Origin of the sequence: Nonomuraea basaltis (genome assembly GCF_005893125.1) — a bacterium.
GTDB classification, from domain to species: Bacteria; Actinomycetota; Actinomycetes; order Streptosporangiales; family Streptosporangiaceae; genus Nonomuraea; species Nonomuraea basaltis.
This window is the reverse complement of the sequence record NZ_VCJS01000207.1, coordinates 1-22,523: the sequence shown is the minus strand read 5'-3', so window position 1 is coordinate 22,523 and position 22,523 is coordinate 1. Positions and strand designations below refer to the sequence as shown.

Below are 22,523 nucleotides of genomic sequence, written 5' to 3'. Positions count from 1 at the left end.
AGGCCTGTTCGGCCAGGAATCCCCAGCCGACCCCGACGGCGTCCGCCCCCGCGGAAGAAGAGTCTCACTAAGACATGACAAAACCCTTGTTCCGGTACGGCCCGCGTACCGGAACAAGGGTTTGTCAGTCCTCCGCCGAGTCGAACTTGTAGCCCAGGCCGCGCACGGTCAGGATGCAGCGCGGGTTGGACGGGTCGGCCTCGATCTTCGCGCGCAGGCGCTTGACGTGGACGTCCAGGGTCTTGGTGTCGCCCACGTAGTCGGCGCCCCAGACGCGGTCGATGAGCTGGCCGCGGGTGAGCACCCGGCCGGCGTTGCGCAGCAGGACCTCCAGCAGCTCGAACTCCTTCAGCGGCAGCTGCACCTGCTCCCCGCGGACGGCCACGACGTGCCGGTCGACGTCCATGCGGACCGGGCCGACGGCCAGCACGGCGGTCTCCAGCTCCTCCACGACGTCGCCCTGGCGGCGCAGCACCGCGCGGATGCGGGCGACCAGCTCCCGCGAGGAGAACGGCTTGGTGACGTAGTCGTCGGCGCCCAGCTCCAGGCCCACGACCTTGTCGATCTCGCTGTCCTTGGCCGTCAGCATGATGACCGGCACCTTGGAGCGCTGCCTGAGGGAGCGGCACACCTCCGTGCCGGGCAAACCTGGCAACATCAGGTCGAGCAGCACCAGATCCGCACCGTTGCGGTCGAACGCGTCGAGCGCCTCGGGCCCGGTCGCCGCGACCGACACCTCGAACCCCTCCTTGCGCAGCATGTAGGACAGGGCGTCGGAGAAGGACTCCTCGTCTTCGACGACAAGGACTCGGGTCATTTGGCTGCCTCCAGGGGGATAGAGCGTGGTACGGCCACCGCCGTGCCGCCGAAGGCGGGCAGGCGGAGCGTGAAGGTGGAGCCGGACCCTTCCTTGCTCCAGACGGACACCTCGCCGGCGTGCGCGGCGGCGACGTGCTTGACGATAGCGAGACCGAGCCCGGTGCCGCCGGTCGCCCGGGATCTGGCCGCGTCGACGCGGAAGAACCGCTCGAAGATGCGCTCCAGCGACTCCTCGGGGATGCCGATGCCCTGATCGCTGACGCTGATCTCCACGGAGTCGTTCGCGGGGCGCACGCTCACGACGACCCTGGTGTGCTCGGGGCTGTAGGCGACGGCGTTGTCGATCAGGTTGCGCAGCGCGGTGACGAGCAGCTCGTCGTCGCCCCAGATGCGCAGGCCCTCGGTGCCACCGGAGACGAGCGTGATGTCCTTGGCGACGGCCTTGGTGTTGCAGTGGTCGATGGCGTCGTGGACGGCCTCGTCGATCGAGACCTGGCCCGGGGTGGGGATGGGCTCGGCGCCCTGGATCCTGCTGAGGGTGATCAGGTCCTGGACGAGGTAGTTGAGCCGGGCCGACTCGTGCAGCATGCGGTTGGCGAAGCGGGTGACGGCCTCGGGGTCGTCGGCGGCGTCCTGGATGGTCTCGGCCAGCAGGCTCAGCGCGCCGACCGGGGTCTTCAGCTCGTGGCTGACGTTGGCGACGAAGTCGCGGCGCACGGCCTCGACCCGGCGCCGCTCGGTCTGGTCCTCCGCGAGCACGAGCACCTGGCCGTAGGAGCCCAGGGGCGCCACGCGGACGGCGAAGTTGGTGGTCTCCTGGCCGAACTTGTGCCCGGCGACGTCGATCTCGCTCTCGCGGATCTCGCCGTCGCGGCGCACCTGCCGGGCCAGCGCGAGCAGCTCGGCGGCCATCAGCCGATCGCCCTTGACCAGCCCGAACGCCCGCGCCGCCGAGCTGGCGCGCAGGACGCGGTCGTGCGCGTCGAGCACCACTGCGGACGAAGGCAGCACCGCGAGGACGGAGGCCACGCCCTGCGGCAGTGCGGCTCCGGTCTCCACGCCGTCGGGTTCGTCGGTGCGGGCTGGAGCCTCGATCTGGTTTCGGTAGAACAGAACCGCCAGGGCGCCCACGATGAACCCGGCCAGGGCCGCGAAGCTCATGGCCATCTCACTCATGTCTCCGATGGTAGGCGGCGTTCTCCCAGGGACAGACCCCCTCATCAGGGGATGAACGTCCCTTTCCTGGAAAGTTCATCTGACCGTAGGGGTTCGTTCATCGAGTGACACGTACGTTGACCTCATGCGCGACGCGTACCATGAAGAACTAGATTCGCTGACCGACAAGCTGGTCGAGATGACCAGGCTTGTCCGTTCGGCCATTTCCCGTGCCACCACGGCCCTCCTCGACTCCGACCTCTCGCTCGCCGAGAGTGTCATTTCCCGCGACGAGGACGTGAACGCGACTTTCGCCGCCATCGAGTCGTCGATCTACGATCTGATGGCCAGGCAGCAGCCGGTCGCGGTCGACCTGCGGATGGTCATCACGGCGTTGCGCATGGGGACCGACCTGGAGCGCATGGGCGACCTGGCCGTCCACGTCGCCAAGGTCGCGCGGCTGCGCCACCCCGACTCGGCGATCCCGCCGCAGATGCGCTCCACGATCCTGGAGATGGGCCAGATCGCGGAGAACCTCGTCACCAAGGCCGGCGCCTGCGTGGCCTCGCGGGACGTGGAGTCGGCGCTGGAGCTGGAGCAGGACGACGACGCGATGGACCGGCTGCATCGCAAGCTGTTCCGGCTCCTCCTGGCGAAGGACTGGGCGCACGGGGTGGAGCCGGCCATCGACATCACGCTGATCGGGCGCTACTACGAGCGGTACGCCGACCACGCGGTACGCGTCGCGCAGGACGTCGTCTACCTGGTGACGGGCACCCGGCCGACCTGATTTCCGCGAGCCGCGACGAGTTTCGCCATCGCCGGGAGTCCTACCTGCGTCACCGCGTCCGCGGCCGACCGCATACGGAAGGACGACCGGCATGGCCACCACCCACACCCTCGACGTACCCGGCGCACACCTGCACTACGAGGTCCGCGGCACGGGCCCGCTGCTCTTCGTCATCGGATCGCCGATGGACGCCGCGGCCTTCGCGCCGTTCGCCGACGCCCTCGCGAGCGACCACACCGTCGTCACCCTCGACCCGCGGGGCATCTCGAACAGCACCCTTGACGACCCCGAGCAGGACTCCACGCCCGAGCTGCGGGCCGACGACGTCGCGGCCATCATGGACGCCCTGGGCGCCGAGTCCGCCGACGTGTTCGGCAGCAGCGGCGGCGCGGTCACCGGGCTCGCGCTGGTCGAGCGGTATCCGGGCCGGGTGCGCACGCTCGTGGCGCACGAGCCGCCCGTCCTGGAGCTGCTGCCCGACGCCGCCGAGCGACGGGCCGTGACCGAGGACATCATCGAGACATACCAGCGGGAGGGCGTCGGAGCGGCCTGGATGAAGTTCATGATCAGCGCTGGTTTCGACCTCGATGCCGAGGGCGCGCCCGCCGGGCCGCCCGGCGAGCCGTCAGCGCAGGACCTGGCCAACAGCGCCCGCTTCTTCCTGCACGAGCTGCGGCCCACCACGCGCTACGTGCCCGAAGTCGCCGCGCTGACCGCCGGCCCGGCCCGGGTCCTGGTCGGCATCGGGGCCGGCTCGGGCAACCTGGTCACGTACCGGACGTCGGTCGCGCTGGCCGAGTCGCTCGGCACGCCGCCGGTCGAGTTCCCCGGCGACCACGGCGGCTTCCTCGGGCAGCCCGCCGAGTGCGCCGACGTGCTGCGGAAGGCACTGGCGGGCTGAGTCGTACGCAGGGCACTCCGGAGGCCGTGACCGGCGACCGGCCCTCCGGCGGGCCGGTCGCTGACGGCGCCGCCACGTTCACGGCGGGCGCCCGGCCGTCAGCGGCCCTGGTTGGCCACGGCCTCGGCGGCGGCCTTGGCGGCCTCCGGGTCGAGGTATTCGCCCCCGCGCTTCAGCGGCCGGAAGTCGGCGTCCAGCTCGTAGCGCAGCGGGATCCCTGTCGGGATGTTGAGGCCGGCGATGTCGTCGTCGCTGATGCCGTCCAGGTGCTTCACCAGGGCCCGCAGCGAGTTGCCGTGCGCGGCCACCAGGACCGTGCGGCCGGCCGACAGGTCCGGCACGATCTCGTCGTACCAGTACGGCAGCATGCGGTCGACCACGTCCTTCAAGCACTCCGTGCGCGGCATGAGCTCCGGCGGGAGGAGGGCGTAGCGGGGGTCGCCGGCCTGGGAGTATTCGTCGCCGTCGGCGATCGGGGGCGGCGGCACGTCGTAGGAGCGGCGCCACAGCATGAACTGCTCGTCCCCGAACTCCTCACGGGTCTGCGCCTTGTTCTTGCCCTGCAGCGCGCCGTAGTGGCGCTCGTTGAGCCGCCAGCTGCGCTTCACCGGCAGCCAGAGCAGGTCCGCCTCCGCCAGGGACAGCTGGGCCGTCTGGATGGCCCTGGTCAGGAGGCTGGTGTGGACGACGTCCGGGCGCAGCCCGGCGTCCAGGAGGAGCTTGCCCCCGCGGCGGGCCTCGTCCTCGCCCTTGGCCGAGAGGCTCACGTCCACCCAGCCGGTGAACAGGCCCTTCGCGTTCCAGTCACTCTCGCCGTGCCGTAGCAGCACCAAAGTCGCCATGACGCTCATCCTATGGTTGGCCGAAGCGTGCGAAATCGGATTCCCGTCATCGGTCGGGGTCGGCGAAGCGGGCGAACGCCTGGAGGTTGGCCAGCGACTCGCCCCGCTTGGCGCGCCACGCCCACTCCCGCCTGATCGAGGAGGCGAACCCCAGCTCCAGGGCGCGGTCGAACCAGTCGTCCGAGTACGTCAGCACGCAGCCGAGCAGCCGGTCCACCTCGTCCTCGGTGACGGCGGCCAGCGGCACCCGGCCCACGAGGTAGACGTCGCCGACGGGGTCGAGGGAGAAGTGCACTCCGTAGGTGGAGCCGTTCTTCTCCAGCAGCCAGCGGTAGAACTCGGCGTGGTTCTCGTCCGGCTGGCGGCAGAAGAACGCCTCGATGTGGAGCACGCGCTCCCCCACGATCAACCACGTCATGGTGGCGAGCTTGTGCTGGCCGGGGAGTTTGACCAGGAACGCCCCGGGCCGCGGCTCGTCATAGGAGACGTCCGCGGCCTTGAGCGCGGCTTCGACGACATCGCGCATAAGAGTTCAGGCTACAGATTTACCGCCACGGGCGTCTTGTGCAGGTTGGCGATGGCGCCCGCGTACACCTCCAGCAGGCGCGACGACGTGGCCTGCCAGCCGAAGGCGGCGGCGTGCGTGCGGGCGCCCTCCGAGAGCTGGTCGCGCCAGCGTGGCGCGGTGATGAAGCGGCGCAGCGCCACCGCCCACTCGGCCGGGTCGTGGCCGTCCACGAGCAGGCCCGAGATCCCGTCCCGTACGGCGGTGCGCAGGCCGCCCACGGCGGCCGCGGCCACGGGCGTGCCGCAAGCCTGGGACTCCAGGGCGACGAGGCCGAACGACTCGCTGTAGGAGGGCACGACGGTGACCGAGGCCGCCCGGTACCAGTCGGCCAGCTCCTCCTGCGGTGCCGGGGGCACGAGGCGTACGACGTCCGAGATGCCCAGCTCGGCGGCCAGGTCGGTGAGGAAGGACGGTCTGGCCAGGCCGCTGCCCGATGGGCCGCCGACGCAGGCGACCACCAGGCGCTCGCGCAGCGACGGGTCCTCGATGAGCATCCTGGAGGCGGCGCGCAGGAGCACGTCCGGGGCCTTGAGCGGCTGGATGCGGCCCACGAACAGCAGCACGTGCGCACCCAGCGGCAGGCCGAGGCGGTGCCGGGCGACGGCCTGCGAGGCGGGCTGGAAGACGGTGAGGTTGACGCCGGGGTTGACGACGGCGACGCGGTCCTCCGAGGCCCCGTACAGGTCGATGAGCTCGCGGGCCTCGTCGGCGGTGTTGGCCACGAGGCGGTCGGCGATCTCCACGACCTGCTCCTCGCCGACCACGCGGGCCGGCGGCTCGGGCCGGTCGCCCTGAGCGAGCAGGAGGTTCTTGACCTTGGCCATGGTGTGCATGGTGTGCACGAGCGGCACGCCCCAGCGCTCCTTGGCCAGCCAGCCGACCTGGCCGGACAGCCAGTAATGGGAGTGGATGACGTCGTAGCGGCCCGGGTCGTACATGGCCTCGGTGCGCAGCACCTCCGACAGGAACGCGCACAGCTGCCCGGGCAGGTCGCCGCGGTCCATCTCCTCGTACGGCCCCGCGGTCAGATGCCGGACGAGCACACCCGGGGCGAGCTCGGCCACAGGTGGCAGGTCGCGGGCGGTCGCCCGGGTGAAGATCTCCACCTCCACGCCGAGCTGAGCCAGCCGCTTGGCGGACTCGACGATGTACACGTTCATGCCTCCGGCGTCGCCCGTTCCGGGCTGGTCCAGCGGCGATGTGTGCATGCTGATGGTCGCGACCCGGCCAACCCGTCGTCGCCTCACTCGACACCACCTCCAAAAGGGAGATAACTCTGCAAATAACTCCGACATTCCCCGACACCCAGGCGACGGGCCGGAGCCCGGCGGGTGCTGGCAGGATGAGGGCCATGCGGAGAACGGCTGTGGTGACCGGGGCGAGCAGTGGGATCGGCGAGGCGACGGCGCGCCGGCTCGCCGCCGAGGGCTACGAGGTGGTGGCGGGCGCGCGGCGGCGGGACCGGCTGGACAAGCTGGCCGCGGAGCAGCCGTTGATCCGGCCGGTGACGCTCGACGTGACCTCGCAGGAGTCGGTCGACGCGCTGGCGGCCGCGCTGGAGCGGTGCGACGTGCTGGTCAACAACGCCGGCGGCGCGCTCGGCCTGGAATCGGTCGCGGACGGGCGGCTGGACGACTGGCAGCGGATGTACGACGTGAACGTGCTCGGCTCGCTGCGCATGACCCAGGCGCTGGTCCCGAAACTCATCGAGTCGGGCGACGGCGTGCTGGTGATGCTGACCTCGACGGCGGGGCTGGTGTCGTACGAGGGCGGGGGCGGCTACGTCGCGGCCAAGCACGCCCAGACGTCGATGGCCGAGACGCTCCGCCTGGAGCTGGTCGGGCAGCCGGTGCGGGTCGTCGAGATCGCGCCGGGCATGGTGCGGAGCGAGGGGTTCGCGGTCAACCGGTTCCGGGGGGACGAGGCGGCCGCGGCCCGCGTGTACGAGGGTGTGCCGGGACCGCTGACCTCCGACGACGTGGCCGACGCGATCGCGTGGTGCGTGACCAGGCCCGCGCACGTGAACATCGACCGCATGGTCATCCGCCCCCGAGCCCAGGCCGCACAGCACAGGGTGCATCGCGTCAGTGAGTAAGCCCCTTGGCGCCATCACGCGGGGCACGACCGGGTACAACCGGCTGCGGCGCTGCGACCGCTGGATCGTCGCGGCGCACGGGCGGCGGTTGCGGGCGGCGGACCGGCCTCTCGTGGTGGACCTGGGCTACGGGGCATCGCACACCACGACGCTGGAGCTGTTCGCCCGGTTGCGCCAGGTCGCGCCCGGGGTCGAGGTGGTGGGGATCGAGATCGACCCGGCCAGGGTGGCGCTGGCGAAGCCGTACGAGCGGGAGGGGCTGAGCTTCGCGCTCGGCGGGTTCGAGCTGCCCGTCTCGCGCCCGCCGATGCTGATCAGGGCGTTCAACGTGCTGCGCCAGTACGCCGAGGCGGACGCGTGGCACTACTGGGACGTGCTGCGTCGCCGGCTCGCGCCGAACGGCGTCCTGGTCGAGGGCACCTCCTCGGAGAACGGGCGGCGGGCGGTCTGGGTGGGCCTGTCACGTGGCGGGCCCGAGACGATCACGTTCTCCGCCCGGTTCGACGCCTTCGAGCGGCCCTCCGACCTGGCCGACCGCCTGCCGAAGACGCTCATCCACCGGAACGTGCCGGGTGAGCGGATCCATGCGTTCCTGCGGGACTTCGACCATGCCTGGGCCGTTTGCGCGCCCTATGGCGGGCACGGGGTGCGGCAGCGGTGGCTGGCCGCCGTACGCGTGCTGGCCGGCGCCTGGCCCGTGCCCGTACGGCCGCCGCTGGGCGGGCCGGCCAGGTGGCGGCTCGGCGAGCTGACGCTGCCCTGGTCGGCGATCGATCCGCGCTGACCGCTCACGTCAACCGCGCCTCGAGCACTTACTACAGCCGCGCCTCGAGCGCCTACTGCAGTCGCGCTTCGAACGTGGCGTAGGCCGTGCTGTCGAACAGCACGAATCTGACGTCCTCGACCGATGTGTCCGCCTGCCGGACAGCGTCCAGCGCGATGCGCGCCGCGTCGTCCATGGGCCAGCCGTAGATCCCGGTCGAGATCGCGGGGAAGGCCACCGATCCGGCCTCCAGCTCGTCGGCCACGCGCAGCGACTCGCGGTAGCAGGAGGCCAGCAGCCCCGACCGGTCCTCCGACCTGGAGTAGACCGGCCCGACCGTGTGGATCACCCAGCGCGCGGGCAGCCGGCCCGCCGTCGTGGCCACCGCCTGTCCCGTCGGCAGGCCCTTGCTGTAGCGGGAGGCCCGCAGCTTCCTGCACTCCTCGAGGATCTCCGGGCCGCCGCGGCGGTGGATCGCGCCGTCCACGCCTCCGCCGCCCATGAGCGAGGAGTTGGCGGCGTTCACGATGGCGTCCGCCCGCTGCTCGGTGATGTCGCCCCGGACCAGCGTGATCTCCATTTCACCAGGCTGTCATACGCGTCAGCCGTCTGTGCCGGGCAGGCGGCGCAGCAGGTAGGAGTCCATGACCCAGCCCTTGCGGGCCCGTGCCTCCGCGCGGAGCTCGCGGATGCGGTCGCCGACCTCGGCCACCGGGCCGGACACCAGGATCTCGTCGGGAGTGCCCAGGTAGGCGCCCCAATGGATGTGGAAGTCGTCGAGGCCGGCGAAGGAGCAGTGGGCGTCCAGCATGACCACCATGTCGTCGGCGGTGGCGCCGTCCTCGGCCAGGCGGCGGCCGGTGGTGAGGTGGACGGGGCGGCCGACCTGGGTGAGGCTGGTGCGATGGCGGGCGGTCAGCGCGGCCACGCTGCTGATGCCGGGGATCACCTCGTACTCGAAGGCGACGGTTCCGCGGGCCAGGATCTCCTCGACGATGGCCAGCGTGCTGTCGTACACGCCGGGGTCGCCCCAGACGAGGAACGCCCCGGTCTGGTCCTCGCCCAACTCGTCGCGGACGAGCGACTCGCAGGCCAGCGCGCGGCGCGAGCGCCAGTCCTCGACCGCGGCCTCGTAGCCGGGGGCGGTTCTGTCGCGTTCCGGGTCGCGGGCCTCGGCGATCCGGTACGGCGGGCGGGCGTGCCGCTCGATCAGGTCCCGCCGGAGTTGGACCAGATCCTGCTTGACCTCGCCCTTGTCGACGATGAAGAACACGTCCGTGGCGGCGATGGCCTTGGCCGCCTGGAGGGTGAGATGGTCGGGATCCCCGGCGCCGATGCCGATGATGAGTAGCCGCTTCACCCGGATGAGTCTGCCAGAGCAGCAGATATACGAGCGGATACGATATGCCTCGCAAATCACCCGAGGAGGCCTGTGAACCTGGTCGAACAGGGCGCCGCGTTCGCCGCGTTCTGGCAGGAACGGCACCTGTGCACGCTCTCCACCGCGCGTCCCGGCGGGCCGCCGCATGTGGTGCCGGTGGGCGCGACCCTGGATCTGGAGACCGCGACGGCCCGGGTGATCACCTCTGGGTCCTCGTACAAAGCCCGGCTCATCGGCGCGTCCGGGGCGCTGGTCGCGCTCTGCCAGGTGGATGGGCGGAGGTGGTCGACGCTGGAGGGGTGGGCCGTGGTGCGTACCTCGCCGGAGCTGGTGGCCGACGCCGAGCGCCGCTACACCGCCCGCTACAAGCCGCCCCGGCCCAATCCGGCGCGGGTGGTCGTGGAGATCCGGGTGACGCGCGTGCTGGGCAACGTGTGATCACCGTCGTCGGCATCGGCGCGGACGGCTGGGACGGGCTGTCCGCCGGGGCGCGGCGGGCGCTGGAGGGGGCGGAGGTGCTCATGGGCTCCGTACGGCAGCTCGGCCTCGTGCCCGCGTCCGCCGCCGATCGGGTGACCTGGCCCTCGCCGCTGCTTCCCGCGCTGCCCGAACTCATCGAACGGTACGCCGACCGTGAGGTGTGCGTGCTGGCCAGCGGTGATCCGATGTTCTACGGCATCGGCTCCACGCTGGTGCGGCTGCTCGGCGCGGCGCGGGTCAGGGTGGTCCCGCATCTGTCGTCGCTGTCGCTGGCGTGTGCCCGGCTGGGGTGGGCGGTCGAGCAGGTGGACGTGATCAGCCTGGTGGGCCGTCCCCTCGCCGCGCTGAACGCCGCGGTCCTGCCCGGGCGGCGGGTCCTCGTGCTCGGCGCCGGGCGTGACGCTCCGGCCGATGTGGCGGGGCTGGTGGCCGGGCTCGGGTACGGCCCGAGCCCGATCACGGTCCTTTCCGACCTGGGCGCGGCGTCGGAGCGTGTCCAGACGGGGACGGCCGCGAGGTGGGCGGACACCGTGGCTTCCGCGTTGAATGTGATCGCCGTCGAGTGCGTCGCCGGGCCCGGCGCCGAGCCGCTCGCCCGCGTGCCCGGGCTGCCCGACGCCGCGTTCGAGCACGATGGGCAGCTCACCAAGCGCGAGGTCCGTGCGGTCACCCTGTCGCGGCTCGCGCCGCTGCCCGGCGAGCTGCTGTGGGACGTGGGCGCGGGCGCGGGCAGCATCGCCATCGAATGGATGCGCGGTCACCCGTCGTGCGCCGCCGTGGCGGTCGAGAGCAGGGCCGGCCGCGCCACCGCCATCCGCCGCAACGCCGACCGGCTCGGGGTGCCGTCGCTGCGCGTCGTGGAGGGCCGGGCGCCGGCGGCGCTGGAGGGCCTGCCCGTGCCGGACGCGGTGTTCGTCGGGGGCGGCGCCACCGTGCCTGGAATGCTGGAGACCTGCTGGGCGGCGCTGCGGCCCGGCGGCCGGCTCGTGGTGAACGCCGTCACCGTGGAGTCCGAGTCGGTCGTCGCCCAGTGGTACGGCAGGCTCGGCGGTGATCTGGTGCGACTGGCCGTGCAGCGGGCCTCGCCCGTCGGCGGGTTCACCGGCTGGCGGGCCGCGATGCCCGTGACCGTGTGGTCGATCACCAGGGAGGACGTGCCGTGACCGTGTACTTCGTCGGGGCGGGCCCCGGCGCCGCGGACCTGATCACGCTGCGCGGGCTGCGGCGGCTGCAGGCGTCGCCGGTGTGCCTGTACGCGGGCTCGCTGGTGCCCCGGGAGCTGCTGGACTCCTGCCCATCGGGAGCCAGGCTGGTGGACACGGCGAACCTGACGCTCGACGAGATCGTCGCGGAGCTGCTCGCCGCGCATCGGGCCGGGCTGGACGTGGCGCGGCTGCACTCGGGCGACCCGTCCGTGTTCAGCGCCGTGGCCGAGCAGATGCGCAGGCTGGACGCGCTCGGCGTGCCGTACGAGGTGGTCCCCGGGGTGCCGGCGTTCGCGGCGGCGGCGGCCTCGCTGGGCAGGGAGCTGACCGTGCCCGGGGTCGGCCAGACGATCATCCTGACCCGTACGTCGGCGCGGGCCACGCCGATGCCCGACGGCGAGGATCTGACCACGCTGGGCGCGAGCGGGGCCACGATGGTGCTGCACCTGGCCGTGCAGCGGATCGACGCGGTGGTGGCGGAGCTGCTGCCCTCGTACGGGCCGGACTGCCCGGTCGCGGTGGTGGCGCGGGCGAGCCGGGCCGACGAGGTGATCCTGCGCGGGACGCTGGCGGACATCGCCGGGCAGGTCCACGAGGCCGGTATCCGGCGTACGGCGGTGATCGTGGTCGGGCGGGTGCTGACGGCGTCGCAGTTCCCCGGCAGCCACCTCTACAGCGCAGAGCGGACCAGGACATGAGGCGGGTCCTGATCCCCGGCGGCACGGCCGGCGCAGGCAGGACCAGCCCATGAGGCGGGTCCTGATCCTGGGGGGCACGGCGGAGGCGCGGGCGTTGGCCGGTGAGCTGGCCGGCGATCCCGGCGTGCGCGTGGTGTCGTCGCTGGCCGGGCGGGTGAGCAATCCGCGGCTGCCGGTCGGGGAGGTGCGCGCGGGTGGGTTCGGCGGGCCGGAAGGGCTGGCCGCCTGGCTCGCCGCGGAGCGGATCGACGCCGTGGTTGACGCCACACATCCGTTCGCGGCGCGGATGACGGCCTCCGCGGCCGAGGCGGCGGCGAGGACGGGCGTGCCGCTGCTGGTCCTGCGCCGGCCCGGCTGGCGGGAGGGGCCGGGTGACGCCTGGCAGCGCGTCGGCTCCCTGGCGGCCGCCGCCGCATGCCTGGTCGATGGCGGTTCCCGAGGCGGTGGAGGGGCGCCGCTACGGGTGTTCCTCACTACCGGGCGCCGGAGCCTGCCGGTCTTCAGCGGGCTGCCCGGAGTGTGGCTGCTGGCCAGGTCGGTCGATCCGCCCGAGCCGCCCGTACCCGGCAACGTGTACGTACTGCTCGACCGCGGCCCGTACACCGTCGAGGGCGAGCGGGCCCTCATCCGCGAGCACCGCCTCGACGTGCTGGTCACCAAGGACAGCGGCGGCGAGATGACCACCGCGAAGCTCGTCGCCGCCCGCGAGCTCGGGCTACCGGTGATCATGGTGGACCGGCCGCCGCTGCCGCCGGACGCCCGCCTGGTGGACTCCGTGGCCGCGGCGGCGGCCTGGGCTCAGGGGTAGCGGCGCGGCGTGTAGACGACGCCCCGATCGGTCACCCGCGTCGTCGATGAGCCGACGATCAGCAGGCAGCGCATGTCCACCTGTGCCGGATCCAGCTCGCCGAGCGTGGTGACGGTGATGCTCTCCTCGGGGCCGCCGACGTCGCGTCCGATCACGACGGGGGTGCCGGGGTCGCGGTGTTCGAGCAGCAGGTCCCGGGCCGCGGGGAGCTGCCACGTACGGCTGCGCGAGGCCGGGTTGTACAGCGCCAGCACCAGGTCCGCCCGGGCCGCGGCGGCCAGCCGGCCGGCCACCACCTCCCACGGCTTGAGCAGGTCGGACAGCGACAGCACGCAGTAGTCGTGGCCGAGCGGCGCGCCGACCCTGCCGGCCACCGCCTGGGCCGCGGTCAGCCCGGGGACGATCCGCACCGGCACGTCGGGAAAGCCGGCGGCCGCCTCCTCCAGCACCGCACTGGCCATGGCGAACACGCCCGGATCGCCGGACGACACCACGGCCACCCGCGCGCCTCCCCTGGCCAGCTCCAGCGCGTGCCTGGCGCGCTCCGCCTCCACCCGGTTGTCAGTACGGTGGCGGCGCTGGCGCGGGTTGGGCGCCACCCGGTCGACGTACGGGCCGTACCCGACCAGATCCGTGGCCGCCGCCAGCGCCTCCTGCGCCTCCGGCGTGAGCCACGGCCGCCCGGCCGGGCCGAGGCCCACCACCGTCACCTCGCCCTGCCCCTCGGTCACCGGCGGTTCGGGGACGAAGGTCCGCTCGGCGGGGCTGGTGAGCAGGGCCAGCGAGAAGTACGGAACGCCGTCGGCGTCCACGTCCTTGAGCGGCGCGACGCGCTCGGCGCCCATGGTGGCGCGCTCGACGTACCAGGCGTCGTCCAGCCGCCCGGCCTCGGCCAGGGCGTCGCGGACCTTCTCGAACGTCCTGCCCAGCTTCAGCACCGCCGCCGAGTCGGTGCCGCGCAGCCGCTCCGCCAGCACCTCGGCGGGCAGCGTGCCGGGCAGCACCGTGAGCACCTCGTCCCGCTCCACCAGCGGCCGCCCCAGCACGGCGGAGGCGGCGCTGACCGAGGTGACGCCGGGCACGACCTCGGTCGGGTAGCGGTGGGCCAGCCGCTTGTGCATGTGCATGTACGAGCCGTAGAACAGCGGGTCGCCCTCGCTCAGCACCACCACGGTCCGGCCCGCGTCCAGATGGGCGGCCAGGCGTTCGGCGCAGTCGGCGTAGAAGTCGTCGAGCGCGCCCTGGTAGCCGCCGGGGTGGTCGGTGGTCTCCGTGGTCAGCGGGTACAGCAGGAGCTCCTCGATCTGCCCCTCGCGCATGTACGGGAGCGCGATCGAGCGGGCGATGCTGCGGCCGTGCCGGGCGGCGTGGTACGCGATCACATCCGCCTCGCCGATCAGCCGGGCCGTCTTGACCGTGACCAGCTCCGGGTCGCCCGGGCCGAGCCCTACGCCGTACAGCCGTCCCGTCATCGCCATCACTCCGTCTCACTCGCGATGGCGTTGACCGCCGCCGCCGTCATCGCACTGCCGCCGCGGCGGCCGTGCACCACCAGGTACTCCAGGCCGCTGTCCGCCAGCGCCCGCTTGGACTCGGCCGCGCCGATGAAGCCGACGGGCACCCCGAGCACCGCCGCCGGCCGGCCGGCGCCCTCGGCGACCAGTTCGAGCAGCCGGAACAGCGCGGTCGGCGCGTTGCCGATGGCCACCACCGCGCCGTCCAGGCGGTCCCGCCACAGCTCGAGTGCGGCGGCGCTGCGGGTGGTGCCGAGGCGCTCGGCCAGCTCCGGCACGCGCCGATCGGCCAGGGCGCACACGACGTCGTTGCCGGCCGGCAGCCTGCGCCTGGTCACGCCGGAGGCGACCATCATGGCGTCGCACAGGACGGGCGCGCCGAGCCGCATCGCCTCCCGGGCCCGTAGGACCACCTGCGGGGACCAGTCGAGGTCGGCGACGAGGTCGGTCATGCCACAGGCGTGGATCATCCGTACCGCCACCTGGGCCACGTCTGGAGGCATCCCGGTGAGGTCGGCCTCGGCGCGGATGGTCGCGAACGAACGCCGGTAGATCTCGGCGCCGTCGCGGATGTAGTCGGTCACTGCTGCCTTTCCTGGTGTCCGCCGACGGCGAGTCCATCGGTGGTGTATCCGTCGGCGGTGGCGACCATCTGGACGACCTGGCCGCGCGGCAGCCCGCACCGCCGCTCGCACCCGGCCCAGTGCACGGGCGTCGCCGGAGGGCCGTCCAGGGTCGCCACCCAGCGCCGCGCGTCCTCCTGCACGTCGGCCAGCGACTTCGCGCAGCCGGGACGGCCGGTGCAGGCGCTCACCCCGACCCAGGGCGACGCCGGATCGGTCACCAGCCCGGCCGCTTCCAGCACCCGCGCCGCCCGGTCGGCCGCGGCGGAGGACAGGTCCAGCAGCACAACGGTCCGCCACGGGGTGAACCGCACGGGCACGGCCTCGTGGGCGATGGCGTGCGCCTGGGCGGCGGTCAGCCGTCCGAGCGGCACCACCGCCTCCAGCGCCACCCGGCCGTTCCGCTGCCCGACCCGCCCTGCGTGCAGCACGGGCCCGACCTGCACGACGTCCCGGCTCTCCCGCGCTGACGCATCTGGCACGATGTCCCGGCTCTCCCGCACCGGCGCACCTGGGTCCTGGCTCTCCTGCGCCGCCGCGGCGGGCAGCAGATCCAGGCCGGACTCGGTGCCGAGACGGGCGGCTATTCGGGCGGGCCCGTCCTTCAGCTCCCCGATCCGCCACGCGGCGCGGTCGCTGTCGGCGAGCCCGCGTTCCCGTTCGTCCAGGAATGCCGCGGCGGCGGCGATCAGGTGCTGGACCGCCGAGTCCACCGGGACGGTCAGCCCGGCGTCCGAGCCCGCCAGCAGCAGCCGTCCCCGGGAAACGCGTCCCGCCGCGGTCACCGGCACGAACGTGACGTCCGCGCCAAGGCCCCGCATGTCCCCCGTGCCGTCGTCCACCGCGAACAGGAACCGTCCCGGCAGCCCCGCCAGCCGGGGCCGCGCGCACAGCGCCCGGTCCAGGGCCTCCACCACCGGCTGCGTGTCGAGCAGGCCGTCAGGTCCGCGACCGCCGAGCGGTGAGGCGACGATGTTGCGTACCCGTTCGTGCGCGGCCGAAGGCAGCAGGCCCGCGGCGGCGATCCGCTCGGCGAAGGCGGCGGGCGAGCGCAGCCCCCGCACCTGGACGTTCGCCCTGGAGGTCAGCTCGATCACGCCCGAGCCCAGGTCCGTCGCGCAGTCCGCCAGCTCACGGAGCCGGTCGGCGGAGATCGCGCCGCCGGGCAGGCGGATCCGGGCCAGGGGGCCGTCGGCGGCCTCGTGCACCTGGAGCGCCCCCGGACAGGCGTCAGGACGGGCGCGTCGGGAACCGTCGGCTCCGGATATGTCGGCTATGGACACGAAGAGGATGCTAACGCCAGTTCTGGCGCGGGTCTCTCTGCCGTAGGCTCCTCGGTAAGCGAATGGCAAAGGGAGGAAGCCGGTGCGAATCCGGCGCGGTCCCGCCACTGTGACCGGGGAGCGAACCCCACCGAAGGCCACTGCCCGGCAACGGGCGGGAAGGCCGGGGTGAGCGCCGATCCGGGAGCCAGGAGACTTCTGCCGTCGCGACACCCGCGACCGGGGCGAGGACCCCGAGGGAGGATGCGCCGTGCTTGGCGACAGCCGTACCGTCCTGCTGCTCTCGACCTCCGACACCGACCTCTTGAGCGCCCGCGCCAGCGGTGCGGCCTACCGCCTGGGCAACCCCGCCAGGCTCGCCCCCGACGACCTGCCCGCGCTGCTGGAGGGCGCCCATCTCGTCGTGGTACGCCTGCTCGGCGGCCGCCGGGCCTGGGAGGAGGGGCTCGACGCGCTGCTGGCCGGCCCCCGCCCCGTCGTGGTGTTGGGCGGCGAGCAGGCGCCGGACGCCGAGCTGATGGAGCTGTCCACGGTCAGCGGCGGCGTCTGCGCCGACGCGCACGCCTACCTGTCGCACGGCGGGCCCGCCAACCTGGCCGAGCTGCACGCGTTCCTGTCGGACACCGTCCTGCTGACCGGACGCGGGTTCGCCCCGCCCGCGCCCACGCCCTCCTGGGGACTGCTGGAGCGCGACGCGCGATCCGGGCAGGGGCCGGTGATCGGCGTGCTCTACTACCGCGCGCACCACATGGCGGGCAACACCGCGTTCGTCGAGACGCTCTGCGCCGCCGTCGAGGACGCGGGCGGGCAGGCGCTGCCCGTCTTCTGCTCCTCCCTGCGTACCGCCGAGCCCGAGCTGCTCGACACCCTGCGGGCCGCCGACGCGCTGGTGGTGACCGTCCTGGCGGCGGGCGGCTCGCGGCCGGCCACCGCCGGCGCGGGCGGGGACGACGAGGCGTGGGACGTGGGCGCGCTGGCGGCGCTCGACATACCGATCCTGCAGGGGCTCTGCCTCACCACCGGCAGGCGGGCGTGGGAGGAGAGCGACGACGGCCTGTCGCCGCTGGACGCCGCCTCGCAGGTGGCGATCCCCGAGTTCGACGGGCGGATCATCACCGTGCCGTTCTCGTTCAAGGAGATCGACCGGGACGGGCTGACCGTCTACGCCGCCGATCCCGAGCGGGCGGCACGGGTGGCGGGCATCGCGGTGCGCCACGGCCTGCTGCGGCACACCCCGCCGGCGGAGCGGCGGCTGGTGGTGATGCTGTCGGCGTACCCCACCAAGCACTCCCGCGTCGGCAACGCCGTCGGCCTGGACACCCCAGCCAGCACCGTCCGGCTGCTGTCCCGGCTCGCCGAGGCGGGCTACGACCTGGGCGAGGGCTTTCCCGGGGTGGCCGAGCAGGACGGTGACGCGCTCATCCACGCGCTGATCGCCGCGGGCGGGCAGGACCCGGACTGGCTGACCGAGGAGCAACTGGCGGGCAATCCGGTACGCATCTCCGCCGCCTCGTACGAACGCTGGTACCGCACGCTGCCCGAGGACCTGCGCGCCGAGATGGAGCGGCACTGGGGGCCGCCGCCGGGTGAGCTGTTCGTGTCCCGCGACGGCGACCAGGAAGACATCGTCCTGGCCGCGCTGCGGGCCGGGAACCTGGTGGTGATGGTGCAGCCGCCGCGCGGCTTCGGCGACAACCCGATCGCCATCTACCACGACCCCGACCTGCCGCCCAGCCACCACTACCTGGCCGCGTACCGCTGGCTGTCGGCCGAGTTCGCGGGCTCCGGCGCGCACGCGATGGTTCACGTGGGCAAGCACGGGAACCTGGAGTGGCTGCCGGGCAAGTCGGCGGGCATGTCCGCCTCGTGCGGCACCGACGCGGCCGTCGGCGACCTGCCGCTGGTCTACCCGTTCCTGGTGAACGACCCGGGCGAGGGCACGCAGGCCAAGCGGCGGGCGCACGCGGTGCTGGTGGACCACATGGTGCCGCCGATGGCGCGGGCGGAGACGTACGGGGACATCGCCCGGCTGGAGCAGCTCATGGACGAGCACGCCACGATCGCGGCCATGGACCCGGCCAAGCTGCCCGCGATCCGGGCGCAGATCTGGACGCTGATCCAGGCCGCGCGGCTCGATCACGACCTGGGGCTGGCGGATCGGCCGCACGACACCGAGTTCGACGACTTCCTGCTGCATGTGGACGGGTGGCTGTGCGAGGTGAAGGACGCGCAGATCCGCGACGGCCTGCACGTGCTCGGGCAGGCGCCGGTCGGGCCGGTCCGGGTGGACCTGGTGCTGGCGATGCTGCGGGCCAGGCAGCTGTGGTCGGGCCGCGAGACGCTGCCCGGCCTGCGCGAGGCCCTCGGCCTGGCGGAGGACGGGACGGCGGGGATGGCGGCCGTGGATCGGGCCGAGGCGACCGCGCGTGCCTTGGTGGAGGCGATGGAGGAGCGGGACTGGGCGGTGGGCGCCGCGCCGGAGGTGGCTCGCGCGGTGCTGGCGATTGCCGAGCCGGACCGTTCGGGCAGCGCGGAGGAGCTCGTGGCGCGGATTCTCACGTTCGCCGCCACCGAAGTGGTGCCGCGCCTGGCCCGCACCACCGACGAGCTCGACCACCTCCTGCACGCCCTGGACGGCGGCTACGTGCCGGCCGGGCCGAGCGGCTCACCGTTGCGCGGCCTGATCAACGTGCTGCCGACCGGCCGCAACTTCTACTCCGTCGACCCCCGCGCGGTGCCCAGCCGCCTGGCCTGGGAGACGGGCCAGGCGATGGCGGAATCGCTGCTGGAGCGCTACCGCGCCGACACCGGCGACTGGCCGCGCTCGGTCGGCCTGTCCGTCTGGGGCACCAGCGCCATGCGCACGGCGGGCGACGACGTGGCCGAGGTGCTGGCCCTGCTCGGCATCCGCCCCGAATGGGACGAGGCGTCGCGCCGGGTCACCCGCCTGGAGCCGATCCCGCTCGCCGAGCTGGGCCGGCCCAGGATCGACGTGACCGTACGCATCAGCGGCTTCTTCCGCGACGCCTTCCCGCACGTGGTCGGCATGCTCGACGACGCCGTACGGCTGGCCGCCGGGCTGGACGAGCCGCACGAGGACAACTACGTACGCGCCCACGTCGCCGCGACGGGCGGTGACGAGCGCCGGGCGACGATGCGGATCTTCGGCTCCGCGCCGGGCGCGTACGGGGCCGGGCTGATGCCGCTGATCGACAGCCGCAACTGGCGTGACGACGCTGACCTGGCCGAGGTGTACGCCGTGTGGGGCGGCTTCGCCTACGGCCGCGACCTCGACGGCGTGGCCGCGCGCCCGCAGATGGAGGACGCGTACCGCAGGATCGCCGTGGCCGCCAAGAACGTCGACACCCGCGAGCACGACATCGCCGACTCCGACGACTACTTCCAGTACCACGGCGGCATGATCGCCACCGTCCGCGCGCTCACCGGCCGGAACCCGGCCGCGTACGTCGGCGACAGCACCCGCCCCGACGCGGTGCGCACCCGCACCCTGTCGGAGGAGACGTCACGCATCTTCCGCGCCAGGGTCGTCAACCCGCGATGGCTGGCCGCGATGCGGCGGCACGGGTACAAGGGCGCCTTCGAGCTGGCCGCGACCGTGGACTACCTGTTCGGCTACGACGCCACCACGGGCGTGGTGGCGGACTGGATGTACGACAAGCTCGCCGAGACGTACGTGCTGGATCCGGAGAACCAGGCGTTCATGGCACGGTCGAACCCGTGGGCGCTGCACGGCATCGCCGAACGCCTCCTCGAGGCCGCCGAGCGGGGGATGTGGGAGCACCCCGACCCGGAGATCCTGCGCGGACTCCAGGAGGTCTACCTCAAGACGGAGGGCGACCTGGAGGACGACACCAGCCGGTGAGCGAGGGCTGGTGTGCCGGCCCAGTGCAGGTGCAGGTAGGACGCGGTGAGCAGGGCGTCGCCATATCCGTCGGTGCCACCGGACCCGTCGGCGACGGTGTCGTCCTGCCACTGGAACAACGGCTCGCCGGCGTACTCGACGGCGGTGCGGTGGAACTCGTGTCCGCGGAAGCGCTCGCCCGGCCTCGTCAGTGGTGAGCGCTTGAGCGCGACGGCGTCCCGGTAGCCGAGCGTGAGCCTGCCGGTCATCCGCGCCCGGCCGGGCACCCGCCCGCACATGCGCCGGCCGTCCAGTTCCTCGCACAGGTAGAGCAGCCCGGCGCACTCGGCCGCGATCGGCCCGCCGAAGGCCGCCACTTCTTTGCGCAGCGGCTCGTTGGCGGCCAGCTCGGCGGCGTACACCTCGGGGAAGCCGCCGCCGATGACCAGCGCGGCGGTCCCGTCCGGCAGCTTCTCGTCCCGCAGCGGGTCGAAGCTCGCGACATCCGCGCCCGCCGCCCGCAGCAGCTCGACATGCTCGGCATAGCCGAACGTGAACGCCGCCCCGCCCGCCACCGCCACGACAACACCGCCGGGCACAGGCGGGGAATCGGCGGGTGCGGCAGGGCTCCATGCGGCGCTGGTGAGCGCAGGGGCCGACGACGCCAGGCGCAGCAGGCCGTCGAGGTCGCAGGAGCGGGCCACCAGGGCGCCGAGCCGTTCCACGGCCCGTACCGCCTCGGCCTCGCGCTCGGCGGCGGGCACCAGCCCCAGATGGCGGGAGGGTGTGGAGACGGCGTCGTCGCGGCGGATCGCGCCGAGCACCGGTACGCCCGCCGCCCCCAGCGCCCTCCGGCACAGCTCCTCGTGCCGGTCCGAGCCCACCCGGTTGAGCACCACCCCGCCTACCCGCACCCGCGGATCGAACGTGGCGAACCCGTGCACCACCGCCGCCACCGACCGGCTCTGCCGCGCCACGTCCACGACCAGCACCACCGGCGCGTCCAGCAGCCTGGCGACGTGCGCGGTCGACGCGAAGTCCGTCTCCCCGCGGCCGTCGAACAGCCCCATCACGCCCTCGACCACCGCCACGTCGCACTCCGCCGCGCCGTGCAGGAACAGCGGCGGTACGCGTTCCGTGCCCACGAGCCACGGGTCCAGGTTGCGCCCGGGACGCCCGGTGGCCAGCGCGTGGTAGCCAGGGTCGATGTAGTCGGGCCCCACCTTGTGCGGCGACACCTTCAGCCCACGCGCCCGCAGCGCCGCCATCAGCCCGGTGGCCACGGTCGTCTTGCCGCTGCCCGACGACGGCGCGGCGACGACCAGCCGGGGTACGACTACCACTCGATGCCCTTCTGACCCTTCTGCCCGGCATCCATGGGATGGCGTACCTTGCCCATCTCCGTCACCAGATCGGCAACCTCGATCAGCCGCTCGGGCGCGTCCCTGCCCGTGATCACCACGTGCTGGCCGCCCGGCCGCCCCGTGAGCGCCGCCAGCACGTCGTCGAGGTCCACCCAGCCCCACTTCAGCGGGTACGTGAATTCGTCCAGCACGTAGAAGCGATACGTCTCGGCCGCCAGATCGCGCTTGATCTGCTCCCATCCCTCGCGGGCGTCGGCCGCGTGGTCCTCCTCGGTGCCGGGCCGCCGGATCCACGACCAGCCCTCGCCCATCTTGTGCCAGGTCACCGAGCCGCCCTCGCCCGTGCCGCCGAGCACCTTCAGCGCCCGCTCCTCCCCGATCCGCCACTTGGCCGACTTCACGAACTGGAACACCCCGATCGGCCACCCCTGGTTCCAGGCCCGCAGCGCCATCCCGAACGCGGCCGTCGACTTGCCCTTCCCCGGCCCGGTGTGGACGATCAGCAGCGGCCTCGTACGACGCTGCCGGGTCGTGAGGCCGTCTTCCGGCACGACGGCGGGCTTCCCCTGCGGCATGATCAGACCGCCTTCCTGTGGTCACGGACGACCGAGCCCAGATCGGACAGGGCATCGAGGGAGACCAGGCGGGCCCGCAGCCGGGCGGCCAGCCGGACGGCGAGGCCGAGCCGGACCGGCCCGCTCTCGCAGTCCACGACCACGCTCGCCGTGCCCTCCAGCAGCGCGGCGGCCCGGTCCACGTCGCCGCCCGCCGTCGCGCGCCCGTCGGTCACCAGGACCAGCAGCGGCCGCCTGGCCGGATCGCGCAGCCGCTCCACACGCAGCACCTCGGCCGCCCGGACCAGCCCCGCCGCCAGCGGTGTGCGCCCGCCGGTCGGCAGCGAGCGCAGCCGGGCCGCGCCCGCCTCCACCGACGAGGTGGGCGGCAGCGCCAGCTCGGCGGCGGCGCCGCGGAACGTGACCAGGCCGACCTTGTCGCGCCGCTGATAGGCGTCGAGCAGCAGGCTGAGCACGGCCGTCTTGACCGCGGTCATCCGCCTGCGGGCCGCCATCGAGCCGCTCGCGTCCACCACGAACAGCACGAGGTTGCCCTCCCTGCCCTCGCGCACCACCTCACGCAGATCGTCCGCACGCAGCACCAGCCCGGCCCCGGTACGCCCGCGCGCCACCTGGTACGGCGCCGCTGCCCGCAGCGTCGCGGGCAGATGCAGGTCGTGTACGCGGCCGGCGGGCAGGCGCGCCCCGGCGGCCCGGCCAACCGCCGGCCACCCGCGCTCCCGGCGCTTATCCGAGTCATGTGCCCCATTGTTCCGCCTGTTCATGCAGGTCAAGAGTGGACAAGTGTCTTCCTCGAC

At 73.2% G+C, this 22,523-nt stretch carries 22 protein-coding genes and 1 riboswitch; of the genes, 9 read left to right on the top strand and 13 right to left on the bottom strand.

The features are described from left to right. Positions 1-124: 124 nt before the first annotated feature. Together EJK15_RS53870 and EJK15_RS53865 are read right to left on the bottom strand one after the other, a co-directional pair. Positions 125-817 carry a response regulator transcription factor gene (locus EJK15_RS53870; protein WP_138718224.1) on the bottom strand — a complete coding sequence of 231 codons (693 nt, stop codon included), beginning with the start codon at positions 815-817 and terminating at the stop codon, positions 125-127. Beyond that, positions 814-1,986: a sensor histidine kinase gene (locus EJK15_RS53865; protein WP_138718227.1), complete on the bottom strand. Its 1,173-nt coding sequence runs from the start codon at positions 1,984-1,986 to the stop codon at positions 814-816. Before EJK15_RS53865 ends, EJK15_RS53870 begins: the two co-directional genes overlap by 4 nt. A gap of 133 nt (positions 1,987-2,119) precedes the next feature. On the opposite strand from EJK15_RS53865, the gene phoU reads away from it, so the two are divergent. After that, entirely contained in the window at positions 2,120-2,764 is a 645-nt protein-coding gene (gene phoU / locus EJK15_RS53860; RefSeq protein WP_138718223.1) for a phosphate signaling complex protein PhoU, read from the top strand. A gap of 91 nt (positions 2,765-2,855) precedes the next feature. Beyond that, positions 2,856-3,665: an alpha/beta fold hydrolase gene (locus EJK15_RS53855; protein ID WP_138718222.1), complete on the top strand. Its 810-nt coding sequence runs from the start codon at positions 2,856-2,858 to the stop codon at positions 3,663-3,665. A gap of 98 nt (positions 3,666-3,763) precedes the next feature. Here the strand turns inward: EJK15_RS53855 and EJK15_RS53850 are convergent, their stop codons facing one another. The 3 genes from EJK15_RS53850 to mshA are packed head-to-tail and all read right to left on the bottom strand — an operon-like array spanning position 3,764 to position 6,370. Then, positions 3,764-4,507, bottom strand: coding sequence for a phosphoglyceromutase (locus tag EJK15_RS53850; RefSeq protein WP_138718221.1), 744 nt, complete (start codon positions 4,505-4,507; stop codon positions 3,764-3,766). A 46-nt stretch (positions 4,508-4,553) separates the two neighbouring features. Next, positions 4,554-5,033 (bottom strand): type III secretion system chaperone family protein, encoded by a 480-nt coding sequence (locus tag EJK15_RS53845; protein ID WP_138718220.1) that lies wholly within the window; start codon positions 5,031-5,033, stop codon positions 4,554-4,556. Between the two features lie 11 nt (positions 5,034-5,044). Continuing rightward, a complete protein-coding gene (mshA, locus tag EJK15_RS53840) occupies positions 5,045-6,370 on the bottom strand; it encodes a D-inositol-3-phosphate glycosyltransferase (RefSeq protein ID WP_138718219.1) in 1,326 nt (441 codons plus the stop codon). 56 nt (positions 6,371-6,426) lie between these two features. Between mshA and EJK15_RS53835 the strand changes: the two genes are divergently transcribed. Both EJK15_RS53835 and EJK15_RS53830 read left to right on the top strand, forming a co-directional pair. Further along, entirely contained in the window at positions 6,427-7,170 is a 744-nt protein-coding gene (locus tag EJK15_RS53835) for an SDR family NAD(P)-dependent oxidoreductase (RefSeq protein WP_138718218.1), read from the top strand. After that, the gene (locus EJK15_RS53830) at positions 7,163-7,954 is read left to right on the top strand and encodes a class I SAM-dependent methyltransferase (protein ID WP_138718217.1); all 792 of its coding nucleotides are present in this window, start codon (positions 7,163-7,165) and stop codon (positions 7,952-7,954) included. Before EJK15_RS53835 ends, EJK15_RS53830 begins: the two co-directional genes overlap by 8 nt. A 52-nt stretch (positions 7,955-8,006) precedes the next feature. On the opposite strand, the gene EJK15_RS53825 is transcribed toward EJK15_RS53830, so the two are convergent. Both EJK15_RS53825 and cobF read right to left on the bottom strand, forming a co-directional pair. Further along, positions 8,007-8,513 carry an O-acetyl-ADP-ribose deacetylase gene (locus EJK15_RS53825; RefSeq protein WP_138718216.1) on the bottom strand — a complete coding sequence of 169 codons (507 nt, stop codon included), beginning with the start codon at positions 8,511-8,513 and terminating at the stop codon, positions 8,007-8,009. A 21-nt stretch (positions 8,514-8,534) separates the two neighbouring features. Beyond that, the gene (cobF, locus tag EJK15_RS53820) at positions 8,535-9,293 is read right to left on the bottom strand and encodes a precorrin-6A synthase (deacetylating) (protein WP_138718215.1); all 759 of its coding nucleotides are present in this window, start codon (positions 9,291-9,293) and stop codon (positions 8,535-8,537) included. Positions 9,294-9,365: 72 nt separating this feature from the next. Between cobF and EJK15_RS73560 the strand changes: the two genes are divergently transcribed. Genes EJK15_RS73560 through EJK15_RS53805 form a run of 4 tightly spaced genes read left to right on the top strand, consistent with a single transcriptional unit; the run spans position 9,366 to position 12,505 of the window. Further along, positions 9,366-9,752, top strand: coding sequence for a pyridoxamine 5'-phosphate oxidase family protein (locus EJK15_RS73560; protein ID WP_206061676.1), 387 nt, complete (start codon positions 9,366-9,368; stop codon positions 9,750-9,752). Continuing rightward, positions 9,749-10,957 carry a precorrin-6y C5,15-methyltransferase (decarboxylating) subunit CbiE gene (cbiE, locus tag EJK15_RS53815; protein ID WP_206061675.1) on the top strand — a complete coding sequence of 403 codons (1,209 nt, stop codon included), beginning with the start codon at positions 9,749-9,751 and terminating at the stop codon, positions 10,955-10,957. The genes EJK15_RS73560 and cbiE overlap by 4 nt, the downstream gene beginning before the upstream one ends. Further along, positions 10,954-11,697, top strand: coding sequence for a precorrin-4 C(11)-methyltransferase (gene cobM, locus EJK15_RS53810; protein WP_138718213.1), 744 nt, complete (start codon positions 10,954-10,956; stop codon positions 11,695-11,697). The genes cbiE and cobM overlap by 4 nt, the downstream gene beginning before the upstream one ends. Before the next feature lie 49 nt (positions 11,698-11,746). After that, entirely contained in the window at positions 11,747-12,505 is a 759-nt protein-coding gene (locus EJK15_RS53805) for a cobalt-precorrin-6A reductase (protein WP_138718212.1), read from the top strand. On the opposite strand, the gene EJK15_RS53800 is transcribed toward EJK15_RS53805, so the two are convergent. From EJK15_RS53800 to cobG, 3 genes are read right to left on the bottom strand one after another with little or no spacing between them, the layout of a single operon-like run. Further along, a complete protein-coding gene (locus EJK15_RS53800; RefSeq protein WP_138718211.1) occupies positions 12,496-13,977 on the bottom strand; it encodes a precorrin-2 C(20)-methyltransferase in 1,482 nt (493 codons plus the stop codon). The genes EJK15_RS53805 and EJK15_RS53800 overlap by 10 nt on opposite strands. A gap of 5 nt (positions 13,978-13,982) precedes the next feature. After that, the gene (locus EJK15_RS53795; protein WP_138718210.1) at positions 13,983-14,603 is read right to left on the bottom strand and encodes a precorrin-8X methylmutase; all 621 of its coding nucleotides are present in this window, start codon (positions 14,601-14,603) and stop codon (positions 13,983-13,985) included. Beyond that, positions 14,600-15,925 carry a precorrin-3B synthase gene (gene cobG, locus EJK15_RS53790; protein ID WP_240777796.1) on the bottom strand — a complete coding sequence of 442 codons (1,326 nt, stop codon included), beginning with the start codon at positions 15,923-15,925 and terminating at the stop codon, positions 14,600-14,602. The genes EJK15_RS53795 and cobG overlap by 4 nt, the downstream gene beginning before the upstream one ends. 12 nt (positions 15,926-15,937) lie before the next feature. Then, positions 15,938-16,145, top strand: a riboswitch (cobalamin riboswitch). 30 nt (positions 16,146-16,175) lie between these two features. On the opposite strand from cobG, the gene cobN reads away from it, so the two are divergent. Further along, a complete protein-coding gene (gene cobN, locus EJK15_RS53785; RefSeq protein WP_138718209.1) occupies positions 16,176-19,808 on the top strand; it encodes a cobaltochelatase subunit CobN in 3,633 nt (1,210 codons plus the stop codon). Here the strand turns inward: cobN and EJK15_RS53780 are convergent. From EJK15_RS53780 to EJK15_RS53770, 3 genes are all read right to left on the bottom strand, one after another. Beyond that, the gene (locus EJK15_RS53780) at positions 19,763-21,130 is read right to left on the bottom strand and encodes a cobyrinic acid a,c-diamide synthase CobB (RefSeq protein ID WP_240777795.1); all 1,368 of its coding nucleotides are present in this window, start codon (positions 21,128-21,130) and stop codon (positions 19,763-19,765) included. The genes cobN and EJK15_RS53780 overlap by 46 nt on opposite strands. Continuing rightward, positions 21,124-21,726 carry a cob(I)yrinic acid a,c-diamide adenosyltransferase gene (gene cobO / locus EJK15_RS75480; RefSeq protein WP_138718208.1) on the bottom strand — a complete coding sequence of 201 codons (603 nt, stop codon included), beginning with the start codon at positions 21,724-21,726 and terminating at the stop codon, positions 21,124-21,126. The genes EJK15_RS53780 and cobO overlap by 7 nt, the downstream gene beginning before the upstream one ends. Positions 21,727-21,728: 2 nt before the next feature. After that, positions 21,729-22,523 (bottom strand): vWA domain-containing protein (locus EJK15_RS53770; RefSeq protein ID WP_138718207.1); only part of this gene is annotated, 795 nt, incomplete at its 5' end.

Coding starts and splice junctions, on each gene's coding strand:
- EJK15_RS53870 (WP_138718224.1), bottom strand. CDS start 817: ATGACCCGAGTCCTTGTCGTCGAAGACGAGGAGTCCTTCTCCGACGCC.
- EJK15_RS53865 (WP_138718227.1), bottom strand. CDS start 1,986: ATGGCCATGAGCTTCGCGGCCCTGGCCGGGTTCATCGTGGGCGCCCTG.
- phoU (WP_138718223.1), top strand. CDS start 2,120: ATGCGCGACGCGTACCATGAAGAACTAGATTCGCTGACCGACAAGCTG.
- EJK15_RS53855 (WP_138718222.1), top strand. CDS start 2,856: ATGGCCACCACCCACACCCTCGACGTACCCGGCGCACACCTGCACTAC.
- EJK15_RS53850 (WP_138718221.1), bottom strand. CDS start 4,507: ATGGCGACTTTGGTGCTGCTACGGCACGGCGAGAGTGACTGGAACGCG.
- EJK15_RS53845 (WP_138718220.1), bottom strand. CDS start 5,033: ATGCGCGATGTCGTCGAAGCCGCGCTCAAGGCCGCGGACGTCTCCTAT.
- mshA (WP_138718219.1), bottom strand. CDS start 6,370: ATGTCGGAGTTATTTGCAGAGTTATCTCCCTTTTGGAGGTGGTGTCGA.
- EJK15_RS53835 (WP_138718218.1), top strand. CDS start 6,427: ATGCGGAGAACGGCTGTGGTGACCGGGGCGAGCAGTGGGATCGGCGAG.
- EJK15_RS53825 (WP_138718216.1), bottom strand. CDS start 8,513: ATGGAGATCACGCTGGTCCGGGGCGACATCACCGAGCAGCGGGCGGAC.
- EJK15_RS53805 (WP_138718212.1), top strand. CDS start 11,747: ATGAGGCGGGTCCTGATCCTGGGGGGCACGGCGGAGGCGCGGGCGTTG.
- EJK15_RS53800 (WP_138718211.1), bottom strand. CDS start 13,977: ATGACGGGACGGCTGTACGGCGTAGGGCTCGGCCCGGGCGACCCGGAG.
- cobO (WP_138718208.1), bottom strand. CDS start 21,726: ATGCCGCAGGGGAAGCCCGCCGTCGTGCCGGAAGACGGCCTCACGACC.